The 15,156-nt window shown below is 58.8% G+C and carries 13 protein-coding genes; 10 read left to right on the forward strand and 3 right to left on the reverse strand.

Going from position 1 to position 15,156, the window contains the following annotated elements:
- Window positions 1-5: 5 nt before the first annotated feature.
- The 3 genes from ACR0LL_RS01040 (at window position 6) to ACR0LL_RS01050 (ending at window position 3,626) form a co-directional block, all read left to right on the forward strand.
- On the forward strand, window positions 6-2,141 hold the full coding sequence (locus tag ACR0LL_RS01040; protein ID WP_480583095.1) for a malate synthase G: 2,136 nt from the start codon (window positions 6-8) through the stop codon (window positions 2,139-2,141).
- A gap of 57 nt (window positions 2,142-2,198) precedes the next feature.
- Window positions 2,199-2,624 (forward strand): GlcG/HbpS family heme-binding protein, encoded by a 426-nt coding sequence (locus tag ACR0LL_RS01045; protein WP_480583098.1) that lies wholly within the window; start codon window positions 2,199-2,201, stop codon window positions 2,622-2,624.
- 222 nt (window positions 2,625-2,846) lie between these two features.
- Window positions 2,847-3,626, forward strand: coding sequence for a gamma-glutamyl-gamma-aminobutyrate hydrolase family protein (locus ACR0LL_RS01050; RefSeq protein WP_480583101.1), 780 nt, complete (start codon window positions 2,847-2,849; stop codon window positions 3,624-3,626).
- A 59-nt stretch (window positions 3,627-3,685) separates the two neighbouring features.
- On the opposite strand, the gene ACR0LL_RS01055 is transcribed toward ACR0LL_RS01050, so the two are convergent.
- Both ACR0LL_RS01055 and ACR0LL_RS01060 read right to left on the reverse strand, forming a co-directional pair.
- Window positions 3,686-5,926: a xanthine dehydrogenase family protein molybdopterin-binding subunit gene (locus tag ACR0LL_RS01055; protein WP_480583104.1), complete on the reverse strand. Its 2,241-nt coding sequence runs from the start codon at window positions 5,924-5,926 to the stop codon at window positions 3,686-3,688.
- A gap of 3 nt (window positions 5,927-5,929) precedes the next feature.
- A complete protein-coding gene (locus ACR0LL_RS01060; RefSeq protein ID WP_480583107.1) occupies window positions 5,930-6,394 on the reverse strand; it encodes a (2Fe-2S)-binding protein in 465 nt (154 codons plus the stop codon).
- Window positions 6,395-6,492: 98 nt separating this feature from the next.
- Here ACR0LL_RS01060 and ACR0LL_RS01065 point away from each other — a divergent pair, with 98 nt between their 5' ends.
- Window positions 6,493-7,071, forward strand: a complete 579-nt coding sequence (locus ACR0LL_RS01065; RefSeq protein ID WP_480583109.1) for a TetR/AcrR family transcriptional regulator — start codon at window positions 6,493-6,495, stop codon at window positions 7,069-7,071.
- Here the strand turns inward: ACR0LL_RS01065 and kynU are convergent.
- A complete protein-coding gene (gene kynU / locus ACR0LL_RS01070; RefSeq protein WP_480583112.1) occupies window positions 7,064-8,257 on the reverse strand; it encodes a kynureninase in 1,194 nt (397 codons plus the stop codon). The two genes, ACR0LL_RS01065 and kynU, sit on opposite strands and share 8 nt — an antisense overlap.
- A 172-nt stretch (window positions 8,258-8,429) precedes the next feature.
- On the opposite strand from kynU, the gene ACR0LL_RS01075 reads away from it, so the two are divergent.
- The 6 genes from ACR0LL_RS01075 to ACR0LL_RS01100 all read left to right on the forward strand — a co-directional run bounded on the left by ACR0LL_RS01075 (window position 8,430) and on the right by ACR0LL_RS01100 (window position 15,152).
- Window positions 8,430-8,879, forward strand: coding sequence for a methyltransferase family protein (locus ACR0LL_RS01075; protein WP_267364290.1), 450 nt, complete (start codon window positions 8,430-8,432; stop codon window positions 8,877-8,879).
- Window positions 8,880-9,008: 129 nt separating this feature from the next.
- Window positions 9,009-10,580 carry a Re/Si-specific NAD(P)(+) transhydrogenase subunit alpha gene (locus tag ACR0LL_RS01080; protein WP_267364292.1) on the forward strand — a complete coding sequence of 524 codons (1,572 nt, stop codon included), beginning with the start codon at window positions 9,009-9,011 and terminating at the stop codon, window positions 10,578-10,580.
- Window positions 10,581-10,593: 13 nt separating this feature from the next.
- Window positions 10,594-12,048, forward strand: coding sequence for an NAD(P)(+) transhydrogenase (Re/Si-specific) subunit beta (locus ACR0LL_RS01085; protein WP_480583114.1), 1,455 nt, complete (start codon window positions 10,594-10,596; stop codon window positions 12,046-12,048).
- Window positions 12,049-12,203: 155 nt separating this feature from the next.
- The gene (locus ACR0LL_RS01090) at window positions 12,204-12,560 is read left to right on the forward strand and encodes a VOC family protein (RefSeq protein WP_480557517.1); all 357 of its coding nucleotides are present in this window, start codon (window positions 12,204-12,206) and stop codon (window positions 12,558-12,560) included.
- 109 nt (window positions 12,561-12,669) lie between these two features.
- Window positions 12,670-13,947: a DUF3422 family protein gene (locus tag ACR0LL_RS01095; RefSeq protein WP_480583117.1), complete on the forward strand. Its 1,278-nt coding sequence runs from the start codon at window positions 12,670-12,672 to the stop codon at window positions 13,945-13,947.
- A gap of 68 nt (window positions 13,948-14,015) precedes the next feature.
- Entirely contained in the window at window positions 14,016-15,152 is a 1,137-nt protein-coding gene (locus ACR0LL_RS01100) for an MFS transporter (protein ID WP_480583120.1), read from the forward strand.
- The last annotated feature ends 4 nt before the right edge of the window (window positions 15,153-15,156 follow it).

Raw genomic sequence — 15,156 nt, forward strand, 5'->3', positions numbered from 1 at the left:
GGAAGATGAGTGGCAGACAAACCCTGAGCGGGCTGCAGATTGATCCAATACTGGCAGAGTTTATCGAGACGCAGGCATTGCCGGGTACGGGTGTGTCGGCACAGGATTTCTGGGCGGGTCTGGCGCGACTGGTGTCTGAACTGGGGCCGAAGAACCGCGCGCTTCTGACCAAGCGGGCCGAGATACAAGGGCGCATCGATGGCTGGCATATTGCGCGCAAGGGTCAGAGCAATGATCCCACTGACTATCAGGCTTTTCTAAAGGAAATTGGTTATCTGGTCGAGGAAGGCGACGGGTTTCAGATCGACACGACGCATGTCGACCCCGAGATTGCGCTGACGCCGGGTCCGCAGCTGGTTGTGCCGATAACCAACGCGCGCTTTGCGCTGAACGCGGCGAATGCGCGATGGGGCAGCCTGTATGATGCGCTTTATGGCACCGATGCGATAGGCGATCTGCCAACAGGCGGTGGGTATGATGCGGCGCGCGGTGCACGGGTGATTGCATGGGCGAAAGCTTTTCTGGATGACGCTGTTCCTCTGGCTGGTGGGTCTTGGGTCGACGTGTCGGGACTGCATGTCGAAGAAGGTGTTCTTTCCCCAGCACTGGCAAACCCTGCTCAATTTGTTGGTTTCGGTGGCGCGGCAGACAAGCCGGATTTTGTGCTTCTGAAAAACAATGGCCTGCATATTCAGATCATGATCGATCCGACTGGCGCTATCGGTGCCACTGATCGCGCAGGTATCGCCGATGTCCGGCTGGAATCCGCCCTTTCAACGATTATGGACTGCGAGGACTCGGTCGCTTGTGTTGATGCGGCAGACAAGGTCGTGGCCTATGGCAACTGGCTGGGCTTGATGAAGGGTGATCTGACTGAAGACGTCACCAAGGGCGACGCAACGTTTACCCGCAAGCTGGCAGAAGATCTGACCTTCACCACACCGACAGGTGAGCAGGCGACCCTGAAAGGCCGTTCGCTGATGCTGGTGCGGAATGTCGGCCACTTGATGACGAACCCGGCCGTTCTGGACGCCGAAGGGCGCGAGATTGGCGAAGGGCTGATGGACGCGCTCTGCACCACTCTGATCGCAATGCATGACCTGCAACGGGATGGGGGTAACTCGGTCGAAGGGTCGGTCTACGTGGTGAAGCCCAAGATGCACGGTCCGGAAGAGGTTGCCTTTGCGGTTGAGATTTTCGACATGGTCGAAGACATCCTTGGCCTGCCGCGCAACACCGTGAAGCTGGGGATCATGGATGAGGAACGCCGCACGTCGGTGAACCTGAAAGAGTGCATTCGCGCCGCGAAATCGCGCGTCGCCTTCATCAATACCGGTTTCCTAGATCGCACGGGGGATGAGATTCATACCTCGATGGAGGCTGGGCCGATGCTGCCCAAGGGCGACATCAAGAACACGCCCTGGATTGCGTCTTATGAAGACCGCAATGTCGATATCGGTTTGGCCTGTGGCCTGAAAGGCAAGGCGCAGATCGGCAAAGGCATGTGGGCGATGCCGGACCGGATGGGCGATATGCTGGAGCAAAAGATTAGCCATCCGCAATCTGGCGCCACCTGCGCCTGGGTGCCGTCGCCTACAGCTGCGACGCTGCACGCCACACATTACCACAAGGTCAACGTACTGGCCCGTCAGGACGAGATCGCAGCGGCGGGTGCCCGAGGTACGCTTTACGATTTGCTGACCATTCCCCTGCTGGGGGGCCGCAATCTTGGTGACGCGGAAATCTCGCGCGAGGTCGAGAATAATGCACAAGGCATTCTGGGCTATGTCGTGCGTTGGGTCGATCAGGGCGTGGGATGTTCCAAAGTCCCCGACATCAACGACATCGGGTTGATGGAAGACCGTGCGACCTGCCGGATTTCGTCTCAGGCACTGGCCAACTGGCTGCATCATGGCATTGTCGACGAAGCACAGGTGATGGCTGCGATGCAGAAAATGGCGGCTGTCGTGGACCGCCAGAATGAAAGCGATCCGGGTTATGTCCCGATGGCGCCGGGCTTTAACGGAATTGCTTTTCAGGCGGCTTGTGACCTTGTGTTCAAAGGCCGTGTGCAGCCCTCGGGCTACACCGAGCCGGTCCTGCACGCACGCCGTCTGGAATTGAAGGCAGCCACAGCGTAAAACGAAGGGGGCGATCCGCCCCCTTTCTTCTTTCGACATGCAGACACAGGAATGCACATGGAAGTTTCCCTTCGCAAAGCCCGCACCATTATCCGCAAAGCGCTTGAGAAAGGCCGCGAGATGGAGCTGAAGCCACTTTCGGTGGTTGTTCTGGACGCAGGCGGCCACGTCATCGCGTTCGAGCGTGAGGATGATGCAGCACCGGGCCGCTTTGCGATCGCGCATGGCAAGGCATATGGCTCTGTCATGCTGGGCATGGCGGGCACGGCACAGATGCAACGGGCCGAGGCGCAAGCCTACTTTATGGCGGCGGTAAACGGAGTGTATGGCGGGCAGGTCGTACCAGTTCCGGGCGGGGTCTTGCTGCGGGGTCGAAAAGGGGACGTGATCGGTGCCGTAGGGGTGACCGGCGACACGTCAGAAAACGATGCTACCGTTGCGATGGCGGGAATTGAGGCCGCCGGGTTGGACGGCGAGATTTAGGTCCGACCATTGAGAGCATCTCCGTCAAAGCAATGACTTGGCGCATGTTTCCGACTTGAAGTTTTAGGCGGGGAAAACGAGCCGTGACTTGACTGATCGCGGGGGGGTATTTGTGCACCCCTGAACACGTCCCTGCGCTGTCACGCAGGAGGTGTATTCTTGCACGACTGTGAAGCTGCGGTTAGCTTCCTTTTCAAGGGGATGAATAACAAGGAAAGCGGAATGTCTCGACCCGTTGTTGGTATTATCGGCAACTCATACCTCATGAACGATCAATACCCGACCCATGCAGGGGGGACGATGAATTCGGACGCTGTGGCGAACGTATCGGGATGTTTGCCGCTGCTGATCCCCGCCGATCCCCGTTATGTGTCGGTTGAGGAGTTGCTGGAAGTTTGCGACGGCTTTCTTCTGACCGGCGGTCGCCCCAACGTGCATCCCGAAGAATATGGTGAACCTGCAACCGAGGCGCATGGAGAGTTTGACCGCGCGCGTGACGCGATCACCCTGCCGCTGGTTCGGGCCTGTGTGGAACGGGGTCAGCCGTTTCTGGGCATATGCCGCGGATTTCAAGAGGTCAACGTGGCCATGGGCGGAACACTCTATCCGGAAATTCGCGATCTGCCGGGGCGGATGAACCACCGGATGCCGCCCGATGGTACACTTGAGGAAAAATTTGCGCTGCGCCACGTAGTGAAACTGACGGAAAACGGTGTGTTCCACGACTTGTTTGGTGCGCAGGAGGTCATGACAAACACGCTGCACGGGCAGGGGATCAAGTGCATCGGACAGCGTGTGGTGATCGATGGGCATGCGCCGGATGGAACGCCCGAGGCGATCTACATCAAGGACGCGCCCGGATTTACGCTGTCCGTGCAATGGCATCCCGAATGGGATGCGATCAACGACCCGGTTTCACGCCCCTTGTTCGAAGCCTTCGGCATGGCTGTGCGGGGATGGACGGCGGGGATTGCCTGTCAGGCAGTTCAGAAAACAGCCTGACTTGGGCACCGGACCGTGCGGGCGCGCGACGGACCGGTGCAGGGGAAGGTAAATGGCAATCAGACCAGCAGGTTGAACTGATTGACCAGCGGCAGGCTGCGCGCGCGTTTTCCCGTCAAATCAAACAGGGCGTTGCCCAGTGCGGGCATCGAGGGGGGCGTGCCGGGCTCACCAGCGCCGCCCATATGGCGGTTGGTTTCCAGAACGCGCACCTCGACTTGTGGCGCAGTATGCATACGAAGGGCGTCATAGTCGGGAAAGTTGAACTGCTCGACTTCCCCGTCGGCAAAGGTAATCTCGCCGAAACACGCAGCCGACAGGCCATACATCATGCCGCCAAACATCTGTGCCTTGACGTTTTCCGGGTCTAGCGCCAGCCCCATGTCGCAGGCGATCCAGGCCTTGTGGATGCGGATGGCACCGTCTTCGTCGACCACTTCGATAACCTGAGCCACCGGAGTGCCGAAGCTGTAGGTGAAGGCCACGCCACGGCCTACACCGTCAGGTGTTTTTCCTGTCCAGTTGGACATTTCCCTGACCGCCTCCAGACATCCTGCAGATGGGGCATGTTCGGTTCTCATCAGTTCTAGCCGGAAGTCCAGCGGGTCGCGCCCTGCGGCATGGGCCAATTCGTCCATGAAGGTCTCGTGGAAAAAGCCGTTGTGGCTGTTGCCGACCGAACGCCAGAAGCCCACCGGGACAGCCAGATCAGCGACGTGGCCGCTCATCCGGTAGTTTGGCACGGCGTAAGGCTGGTTGAAGAACCCTTCGACCAGCACTTTGTCGGGTCCGCCTCCGGGGAAGCCGGTGTAACGCTCGACCGCCTGTTGCGTGCAGGACTGCGCTGCAACCTTGCCGTCAATAAGAACGGCCTTGCCGTCCTGAACAGCGCCGCGCATCCGGGCGATGGCGCCGGGGCGGAAGTAGTCGTGACGCATGTCTTCTTCGCGGCTCCAGGTTGTCTGGACCGGTGTGCCAGGCATGGCCATGGCGACCTTGGTGGCGATTTCTCCGAAATCCAGTTCGCCCCGGCGGCCAAACCCTCCCCCCAGATAGGTGGTGTGAATCTGAACAGCCTCAGTGTCCAGATTTGCGGTATTCGCAGCGCGAAAACGGATCAGCGTCGGGGCCTGATTGCCGCACCACAGTTCCAGAGCGTTTCCGGTATAGAGCGCGGTGGCATTCATCGGCTCCATCGTGGCGTGCGCCAGATAAGGCACTTGGTATTCGGCAGTGACCTCGGTTGCGCCATCCGGCGTCACGCTGATATCGCCATCATCGCGCATGGTCGAGTTCGGCGCTTCGTCAAACGCCTCTGCAATCTTTGAGAAAATGCCATCGGTATCAGGTGGATATGGCGCATCACCCCAGTCGATCTCAACAGCCTCAACCGCCTGATTGGCCAGCCATGTGTTGTTCGCGATCACGGCAACACCTGTGCCCAGATCAACAACCTTCTCGACCCCGGGCATGGATACTGCAGCACTGTCGTCAAAGCTGTTCATCGCGCCGCCCAGTTTGGGGTTCATGCGCACGGCAGCAAATTTCATACCGGGCAGGCGAACATCGATGCCGAACTCGGCAGTGCCTGTCACTTTGCCCACCATGTCCAGTCGCGGTTGTGTCCGTCCCAGATAACGCCATTCGGACGGGTCTCGCAAAGGTACCTCGACGGGTTCCAGTCCGGCCGCTTCCACTGCAAGATCGGTGTAAGCGATCTTGTCACCGGTCGGCGCGATGACATAGCCTGAAGCTGTTTTCAGATCCGAGGGGTCGATACCCAACCGATCAGCGGCGGCGCGTTTCAGCGTTTCACGGGCCGAAGCACCGGCTTGCCGCATCCTCTCGAACCCGTCCTTCATCGAGGTGGAGCCGCCTGTGACTTGCAGGCTAAGGGCCTTACCAAGAACACCTAGTGCTTCACCTAAGTTGTGCTGGAAGTCCGAGATGTCGTAGCCCTTGTTTGGCAGTCCCTCGCCCATCATGGCTGAGTTGTAATAGGCGGCGGCTGCCGGACCATGCAGAACGGTGATCTGATCCAGATCGACATCCAGTTCTTCGGCGATCAGCGCGGCCCACGTGGTTTTCACGCCCTGTCCCATCTCGGCACGGGGCGCGAACAGGGTGATGCCATTCTGATCGATCAGTACGAAGGGGTTCAGGGCCGCTTCACCCTCTTTCGGTTTCAGCGGGTTGGGGGCAGGGCGGGTGACATAATACGCGCCAAAGGCGACGCCACCGACGATCGCGGCCGAGCCGATCAGGAACGTGCGGCGGATAATTTTGCCAACAGAAGCCATCTCTTACGCCTCCTTCAACTTGGAGGCTGCGTCGTGGATCGCGGCCCGGATGCGGGGGTAGGTGCCACAGCGGCACAGGTTTCCCTGCATCGCCTCATCGATCTCTGCGTCCGTGGGCGCAGGGTTTTCCGCAAGCAGGGCAGCGGCCTGCATGATCTGGCCCGACTGGCAATAGCCACATTGCGCCACCTGATGATCAGCCCAGGATTTCTGGATCGTAGCCAGTGCTTCTGGCGTGCCGACGCCTTCGATTGTGGTCACGTCACCCCAGACATCCGACAGCGCCACTTGGCACGAACGTACCGCCTCGCCATCGATATGAACCGTACAGGCGCCGCAAGCGGCGACGCCACAGCCAAACTTGGTGCCGGTCAGGCCAACCTCATCCCTCAGAACCCAAAGCAGGGGGACATCATCTGGCAGGTCGATCTGATGAGGGGTTCCGTTAATCTTCAGGGCCGTCGCCATGGCGCACCTTTTGTAACTGTGGCAGGTTCTGACATAATGGTTGCAAAGTGTCAGTCTGTCAATTGACAAATTAAACAAAAAATGTCAGAGATTTGCGCATGAAAGATACGAGTGACGAATCCCGGCAGAAAGCGATCCTAGCATCTGCTTTTCAGGCCTTTTCCGCATACGGGTTCCGCAAGACCTCGATGGATGACATTGCGCGCGGTGCGGGGATGTCACGGCCAGCGGTTTATCTGTATTACAGGAACAAGGAAGCGATCGTTCGCAAGCTGACCGAACGGCATTACGAGGAAAAGACCGCAGCGGTGGCCGAGGCGCTGAACGGTGAAGGCTCGGTTTCGGACATTGCCAGAAAGGCGATCCACGCCCAGACCGAGGGCATGGCTGCGGTTTTGGCGTCGCCGCATGGGCTTGAGATGCTGGACACGACCAAATCCATGGCCATCGATATTGTTGAGCGGGGCGAAGGTGAACTAACCGCGCTTTATGCCGAATGGCTGAGGCGAGAGCAGGGTGCTGGCCGCGTTCGTCTGTTCGACACGCCTGAAGAAACGGCGAAAACACTTACGGTCACGCTGAAGGGGATCAAGCTGACTGCGTCAGACGCCGAGGAATTTGAAAGGCGCACCAACCAGTTGGCGGCCCTGATCGGGGCCGGGCTGGAAATCAGGTAACGCGCTGCCGGGTTTTGTACTCGGGCGTGTCCCAAAGCTTGTTCTGCATGACATCCGCCAGGATCCCGACTGCACGCTCGACATCGCTTTCATCGATATACAGCGGCGTGAAACCAAACCGCATTGTGTCAGGTGCGCGGAAATCTCCGACGACACCACGCGCGATCAGCGCTTGCATCGCGGCATAGCCTTCCTTGAAGCGGAATGAAACCTGACTGCCACGCTGCTCGGGCGCGCGCGGACTGTCCAATTGCAAGTCTGGGCAGGTCGCCTCGACCTGACGAATGAAAAGCTCGGTCAATTCAATGGATTTGGCGCGCACATCCGCCATGTCGGCCATATCCCAGATGTCCATGGCCGCCGACAGCGCGGTCATTTGGATGATCGGAGGTGTTCCCACGCGCATACGCTCAATCCCGCGTCCGGGGCGATAGTCCAGGTCAAAGGCAAAGGGCGCTTCGTGCCCCAGCCAGCCGGACAGGGCCGGGCGCACACTATCTGCAAGTCGGGGCGCAACATAAATGAACGCGGGCGCACCAGGGCCGCCATTGAGGTATTTATAAGTACACCCGACTGCGAAATCTGCATTGCACCCTGCAAGGTCAACGGGGATGGCCCCTGCGGAATGCGCCAGATCCCAAACCGTCACGACTCCGTTGGCGTGGGCCAGTTCCGTCAGTGCCTTCATGTCGTGCATCCGGCCCGTGCGATAATCCACTTCGGTCAGCATCAGGACTGCGACTTCTTCGGTGATTGCATCTGCGACGTCCTGCGGGTCGACGACGCGCAGTTCGTATGGGCTCCCAAGGGATCGCAGCAGGCCATCGACCATGTACAGGTCTGACGGAAAGTTCCCATTGTCGGAAAGCACAACCTTGCGGGCCGGGTTCAGTTCAAGGGCAGAGGACACGGCCTGATAAACCTTGATCGACAGGGTATCGCCGGTCACGACGCTGCCTGGCTCGGCTCCGATCAGGCGGCCAATTCGATCTCCAAGCCCTGTGGGAAGGCCCATCCAACCGGCTTTGTTCCAGCCGGTGATCAGCATTTGCCCCCATTCCTCGGTCAGCATATTCTGCACACGAGACGCAGCCGTTTTAGGCAGCGGGCCCAAAGAGTTGCCGTCCAGATAAATCACGCCCTCGGGCAGGTCGAACATGGCTTTGGTTGCTACAAAATCGGTCATAAAGGCTCACTCACTTGTGTGGTCGTCTTTTGTTGCATTTGGGGTAGCCGATCCTGACATGTCTGTCTATCGATGCGACATACTGGTCTTTTGCTAATCTGGCCGAAAAACGGTAGGACGTCGGTCAGAAGCGACATATACCCGACACTGTCGTCGTTCATGAGGGCTTAGAATGCGCTGGATAGATGTACCGCCAGTTTGGTTGATCGCTTTTGCGGTGCTGGCATGGGCACAAGCCAGATACATGGCGCTGGGCCTGTCACTTGAGAGCGGCCTGACCGACCTTCTCAGTGGAGTTCTGATCGGCGGTGGCGTTCTGATGGCCGTTCTGGCCATTGTCGAGTTTCGCCGCCACAAAACAACCGTCATTCCCCATGAGACACCGACCGCGATGGTGCAAACGGGCATCTACAAACGCAGTCGAAACCCGATCTACGTCGGGGACGTACTGATTCTTGCGGGTTTGATTCTGCGGTTTGACGCCGTGTTGTCACTGGTTTTGGTTCCGGTCTTCGTCTGGGTGCTAGAACGCCGGTTTATCCTGCCGGAAGAAGACCGCCTGCGCCGGCAGTTCCGCACGGATTTCGCACGCTATGAACGCAAGACGCGGCGTTGGATCTAAGGTGGCTGATTTTGTGATGTCACGTAAAAAATGCTGCGCTTGCGAAATAATGTTGCGCAGGATACATCTTTGCTTAACAAAGAATACCGACCACCCGCTCGGACAGAGTAAAAATTAGGGGGACTGCCAGTGAAGATAGGCACGCCAAAGGAAATACTGGACGGTGAGAACCGGGTTGCAATGACGCCCGACTCGGCCGTGCAATTGCAGAAACTGGGCTATGAGTGCCTGATCGAGAAAGGCGCGGGCGCGGCTGCCGGTTTTTCGGATGCCGCATACGAGGCCGTAGGCGTTGAGGTGGTCAAGACCGCAGCGTCGCTGTGGAAGACTGCGGATATCATTGCCAAGGTTCGTATCCCGACTGAGGCCGAACTGAAACGGTTGACCAAGGGCAAGACCCTGATTTCGTTCTTCAATCCTGCGGGCAACGAAGAAGGAATGGAGCTGGCCAAATCCAAGGGCGCCAACGTGATCGCCATGGAGATGGTGCCACGCATCTCGCGCGCGCAGAAGATGGACGCGCTGTCGTCGATGGCAAATATCGCAGGCTATCGCGCCGTAATCGAAGCAGGCAACAACTTTGGCCGTTTCTTCACCGGTCAGGTGACCGCCGCCGGTAAAGTTCCTCCTGCCAAGGTGCTGATCGTTGGGGCCGGTGTGGCCGGTCTGGCCGCAATCGGGACGTCCACGTCGCTGGGCGCGATCACCTACGCGTTCGACGTGCGCCCTGAAGTGGCCGAACAGGTCGAATCGATGGGGGCTGAGTTCGTCTATCTGGACTTCGAGGAAGAGCAGCAGGACGGCGCGGCCACAGGCGGGTATGCCTCGGTCCAGTCGGAAGAATTCCGCAACGCCCAGCTGGCCAAGTTCCGCGAACTTGCGCCCGAGATGGACATCGTTATCACCACCGCACTGATCCCCAACCGTCCGGCGCCCAAGCTGTGGCTTGAGGATATGGTCAAGGCGATGAAGCCGGGTTCGGTCATCATCGACCTTGCAGCCGAGCGTGGCGGTAACGTCGAAGGCACCGTGCCGGATGAGAAAGTTGTCACCAACAATGGCGTGACCATAATCGGTTATACCGACTTCCCCAGCCGGATGGCGGCACAATCCTCGTCGCTTTATGCCACCAATATCCGTCACATGATGACAGACCTGACGCCCGAAAAGGATGGTCAGATCAATCACAACATGGAAGACGATGTGATCCGCGGCGCGACCGTGACGCATGAAGGTGAAATCACCTTCCCGCCACCGCCGCCCAAGATTCAGGCGATTGCGGCGCAGAAAAAGCCCGAGGTCAAGGAACTGACCCCGGAAGAGAAAAAGGCGCAGGAGATTGCGGCCTTCAAGGCGCAGACCAAGCAGCAGTTTACTTTGTTGGGTGTTGGTGGCGCGCTGATGCTGCTGGTGGGGCTGGTTGCCCCGGCCAGCTTCATGCAGCATTTCATCGTCTTCGTGCTGGCCATTTTCGTGGGCTTCCAGGTGATCTGGAATGTCTCGCACAGCCTGCATACGCCGCTGATGGCGATCACCAACGCGATCTCGTCGATCATCATCGTTGGGGCCTTGATGCAGATCGGATCGGGGTCGTTCCTGGTCATTCTGCTGGCGGCACTGTCCGTCTTCATGGCCGGGATCAACATTTTCGGCGGCTTCCTCGTAACCCGGCGCATGCTCGCCATGTTCCAGAAATCTTAAGGAGGCCGGGCACATGGAATTTGGCTTCACCACTGCCGCCTATGTTGTTGCGGCTGTTCTGTTCATCCTTTCCCTTGGCGGGTTGTCGAACCAGGAAAGCGCCAAGCGCGCGGTCTGGTACGGCATTGTCGGTATGGCGCTGGCGGTCTTTGCCACGCTGGTTGGCCCCGGTTCTGGCCTGTGGCTGCTGTCGATCCTGCTGATCATTGGCGGCGGTCTGATCGGTCAATACGTGGCGCAGCGCGTCCAGATGACCGAGATGCCGCAGCTGGTCGCCGCGATGCATTCACTGGTCGGTCTGGCGGCTGTGTTCGTCGGCTTCAACGCGCATTTTGAAATCGGCAACGTGGCACAAGTCATGGCAATTGTGGATACGGCGAAAGAGGCGGATCTGCATGATCTGGGCACCTTTGCCAAACTTATCGCCAAGAAGACGCCGGCCGAACTGGCAATCCTGCATGTGGAACTGTTCCTTGGCATCTTTATTGGTGCGATCACCTTTACCGGCTCGGTCGTGGCCTATGGCAAGTTGGCGGGTAAGTTGACTTCGGCGGCGACCAAGCTGCCCGGTGGTCATGCGCTGAACGCGGCGGCAGCGGGTCTCTCGCTGATCTGTCTGATCTGGTACACTGCGTCTGGCGGGCTGTTGCCGCTGATCCTGATGACCCTGGCGGCGCTGTTCATCGGTTATCATCTGATCATGGGCATCGGTGGCGCGGACATGCCGGTGGTTGTGTCGATGCTGAACAGCTATTCGGGCTGGGCCGCCGCGGCGATTGGTTTCTCGCTTGGCAATGACCTGCTGATCGTGGTCGGTGCGCTGGTGGGCTCGTCGGGTGCGATCCTGTCCTACATCATGTGCAAGGCGATGAACCGTCACTTTGTCAGCGTGATCCTGGGCGGATTTGGCGGCACTTCTGGTCCGCAGATGGAAGTTGAAGGCGAGCAGGTGGCCATCGAGGCGGATGGCGTTGCTGCTGCCCTGAACGATGCCGACAGCGTGATCATCATCCCCGGCTATGGGATGGCGGTTGCGCAGGCACAGCAATCGGTCAGTGAACTGGTCCGTAAGCTGCGCGCCAAGGGTAAAGAGGTACGTTTTGCGATCCACCCGGTCGCGGGTCGTTTGCCGGGCCATATGAACGTGCTGCTGGCCGAGGCGAAGGTGCCCTATGACATCGTTCTGGAAATGGACGAGATCAATGACGACTTCCCGGATACGGATGTGGCCATCGTTATCGGCTCGAACGACATCGTGAACCCTGCGGCGCAGGAAGATCCCAACAGCCCCATTGCCGGTATGCCGGTTCTGGAATGCTGGAAGGCCAAGCAGGTCTTCGTGTCAAAACGTGGTCAGGGTACAGGGTATTCGGGTATCGAAAACCCGCTGTTCTTCAAGGAAAATACCCGCATGTTCTATGGCGACGCCAAAGCATCGCTCGACAAGCTGCTGCCGATGATCGAGTGATTAACCGGTTTGATCCAATTGCTAAGGGCGCCTTTGGGCGCCCTTTTCTTTTTTTGTGCTGTTGGGGGCTTTGCCCCCAAACCCCCAGGATATTTATGCCCAGATGAAGCAGGCGGGTTGTGATATACTCGATGCACGTGTGGTAGGAGCGAAACATGCAGAAAGTGAACGGTATTGGGGGCGTATTCTTTCGGGCCAGTGATCCCGAGGAATTGAGCCGTTGGTACGAAGAACATCTGGGCGTAAACCACTATGATCCGGTGCCCTGGAAGCAGCGCGAAGGGTATACGGTGTTTGCGCCGTTCGCGCAGGACACCGAGTATTTCGGAAACCCGGATCAGCAATGGATGATCAATTTTCGGGTCGACGATCTGGGCGCGATGATACAGCAGCTTGAAGCTGCCGGAATCGCTGTTGAGACCCGCCCCGACTGGGACAGTGAAATCGGAAAGTTCGCGCGACTTCACGATCCGGAAGGAAATCCGATCGAGCTGTGGCAGCCAAATCAATGAGATAGTCGGTTTGTATACCTTTGTATTCGTGTAAGTATATGAAATAAAATAAGAATTGATGTCTCCGAGTTGTGACGTATAGTGCGGACACCGCTATCGGAGCCTCGGAATGACGCCAATCGATGATCACCCGCTGCGCTATGCGCTGGCCAATGAACTTCATGCCCGCCCGTTTCCGGCCGCCGATACGCCGTGCACGGTCGCATTTATTGCGATCAAGAAGCCTGAAGCAGCCGTCGCTCGGGACCGCAATCAGGATATTGCGCATCTGATCGATCTGCTTGACCGGCATGGGGCGCAACATCCGCAGCCGGGGGCCACGCATTATGCCGGGCAGATAGGACGCCATTGGCTGAAATGGGAGCAGCACACAGAGTTTGTCACCTATACGGCGATTGTGCCGAACGTCAGCGGCCGCCCCTTCAACCCGGCTGATTTCGAAGTGTTTCCCCCAGATTGGCTGATGGCCAGCCCGGGCCAGAGGATCACTTCGCTGCTAATGCGGGTGGTACAGCGCCCGGAAGATGCAGCTGTAAAGGTCGCTCTGGCTGATTGGTTCGAACCTGAAAGTCTGGCGGTGTCGCGGGTGTTGGATGCTTCGGCGATTTGCGCCAGTGATTTCCGCATCGACCCGGCTGGTCACATGCGTTTTGCCCTGTTCGTGACCGAAGGCACGGGCACGCGCCGCACAGGGCGTATCATCCAGCGGCTGTGCGAGATCGAGACATACAAGGCGATGTCGATGTTTGGCTTTGCCCGCGTCAAACAATTGGCCCCCCGGATCGAGGAACTGGACGCCCAGCTGGCGAAGCTGATGGTTGAAATGACGGATGACACCACACCACCAGATGCGCTGTTACCTCAATTGCTGGCCACATCGACTGAGCTCGAGACCATTTCAGCCCGCAGTTCGTTCCGATTTGGGGCTACCGGCGCTTATGAGGCGCTGGTGAATCAACGGATCGACGTCCTGCGCGAGGAAAGGTTCGAAGGCGGCCAAAGCTTTGCCGATTTCATGATGCGCCGTTATGACCCTGCGATCCGTACCGTGAAATCAACCGAACGCCGCCTGCAGGCGCTGTCTGACCGGGCCATCCGTGCGGGTGAGTTGTTGCGCACAAGGGTGGACGTCGAGCGGAGTGCACAAAATCAGGCCCTTTTGGAAAGCATGGATCGTCGGGCTGATCTTGCCTTGCGCTTGCAACACACGGTCGAGGGGCTTTCTGTGGTGGCCATCAGTTATTACGCGGTCTCACTGGTTGGCTACCTTCTGTATCCGTTGACGGCCACCGGTATAAGCAAGGGAATGCTGACGGCGGCGGCGACGATCCCGGTTGTAGCGGGCGTATGGTTCGCCGTTCGGCGCATCCGCAAACGCCTGGGTTAAGCTGCAATTGCCAATTTGCGCCCAACCTGTAGAACAGGTAGGGCGGGCAGACAGCACGAGGTTCTCTGTTGATTGGCGTTTTCTCGGCATGGCGGGCAGTTGCTGCCATGTTCATCCTGAACGGGGCCTTGTTTGGTATCTGGGCCTCGCGCATTCCGGCCGTGCGCGACCGGTTGGAGCTGTCCCATGACGCGTTGGGGTACGGGTTGTTGTTCATGGCGGCCGGGGCTGTCTGTTCGTTTCCGGTTACGGGGCGTTTGACGGATCGGTATGGCGCAGTCGCGGTAACCCGGATAGTGGCCCTTCTGTACACGCTGTCGCTGGTTCTGCTTGCTGTAGCTGGCGGGTTTTGGGCGCTGGCGTTTTGTTTGTTTGTTTTCGGCGCGTTCCACGGATCGATGGATGTGGCAATGAATGCCTGGGCCGCCGAAGTCGAGCAGGCATATGACAAACCCGTAATGTCGTCATTCCACGCCATGTGGAGCCTTGGGGCCGGTCTTGGCGCGCTCAGCGGGTATGTGGCAGTTCAGATGGGGCTGACGGTACTGGTGCACTTCCTAGTGGCGGGTGGCGCGGTTGTTGCCTTCGCGCTGGCCTCGTCGTGGGTGCGCTGGACGTCGAAACGGTCCGAGCGGTCGCAAAGCTCGGTTTTTGCTTTGCCCTCGGGTGCGCTGATACTGGTCGGATTCGCGGCCATGTGTGGTGCATTGGGTGAAGGCGCCGTCGCAGACTGGAGCGCGATTTTCCTGCGAGACGTTTCCGGTGCGCCCGAAAGTGTTGCCGCACTGGGCTATGCCGTGTTTTCCGTGACGATGGTGGCGTTTCGCCTTGCAGGCGCGATTGTCATTATGCGGTTTGGTCCTGTCGCCACGGCTCGGTTCGGCGGAATCTGCGCGGTACTGGGCGTTTTCGCTGTGGTTTCTTCGGTCGCGCCCTTGCCCGCATTGGCGGGGTTTGCGCTGATGGGCATAGGATATGCGGTGATCATGCCGCTGGCGTTCAGCCGTGCTGCCAGCGATCCGCTTGTCCCGCCGGGGCAAGCCATCGCAAGTGTCGCTACGCTGGGATATGGCGGGCTGTTGATTGGGCCGCCGCTGATCGGCTTCTTGGCGGAACTGTTCGGCCTGCGTCTGGCGTTCGCCGTGCTATTGCCATTGGCCGTTCTGATCGTGCTGTTGGCCGGCGCGCTGAAGCGCGCCGGCTAACTTG

The organism is Ruegeria sp. AI2 (assembly GCF_056541275.1).

Coding starts and splice junctions, on each gene's coding strand:
- ACR0LL_RS01065 (WP_480583109.1), top strand. CDS start 6,493: ATGAAAGATACGAGTGACGAATCCCGGCAGAAAGCGATCCTAGCATCT.
- ACR0LL_RS01055 (WP_480583104.1), bottom strand. CDS start 5,926: ATGGCTTCTGTTGGCAAAATTATCCGCCGCACGTTCCTGATCGGCTCG.
- kynU (WP_480583112.1), bottom strand. CDS start 8,257: ATGACCGATTTTGTAGCAACCAAAGCCATGTTCGACCTGCCCGAGGGC.
- ACR0LL_RS01045 (WP_480583098.1), top strand. CDS start 2,199: ATGGAAGTTTCCCTTCGCAAAGCCCGCACCATTATCCGCAAAGCGCTT.
- ACR0LL_RS01090 (WP_480557517.1), top strand. CDS start 12,204: ATGCAGAAAGTGAACGGTATTGGGGGCGTATTCTTTCGGGCCAGTGAT.
- ACR0LL_RS01050 (WP_480583101.1), top strand. CDS start 2,847: ATGTCTCGACCCGTTGTTGGTATTATCGGCAACTCATACCTCATGAAC.
- ACR0LL_RS01095 (WP_480583117.1), top strand. CDS start 12,670: ATGACGCCAATCGATGATCACCCGCTGCGCTATGCGCTGGCCAATGAA.
- ACR0LL_RS01085 (WP_480583114.1), top strand. CDS start 10,594: ATGGAATTTGGCTTCACCACTGCCGCCTATGTTGTTGCGGCTGTTCTG.
- ACR0LL_RS01040 (WP_480583095.1), top strand. CDS start 6: ATGAGTGGCAGACAAACCCTGAGCGGGCTGCAGATTGATCCAATACTG.
- ACR0LL_RS01075 (WP_267364290.1), top strand. CDS start 8,430: ATGCGCTGGATAGATGTACCGCCAGTTTGGTTGATCGCTTTTGCGGTG.
- ACR0LL_RS01060 (WP_480583107.1), bottom strand. CDS start 6,394: ATGGCGACGGCCCTGAAGATTAACGGAACCCCTCATCAGATCGACCTG.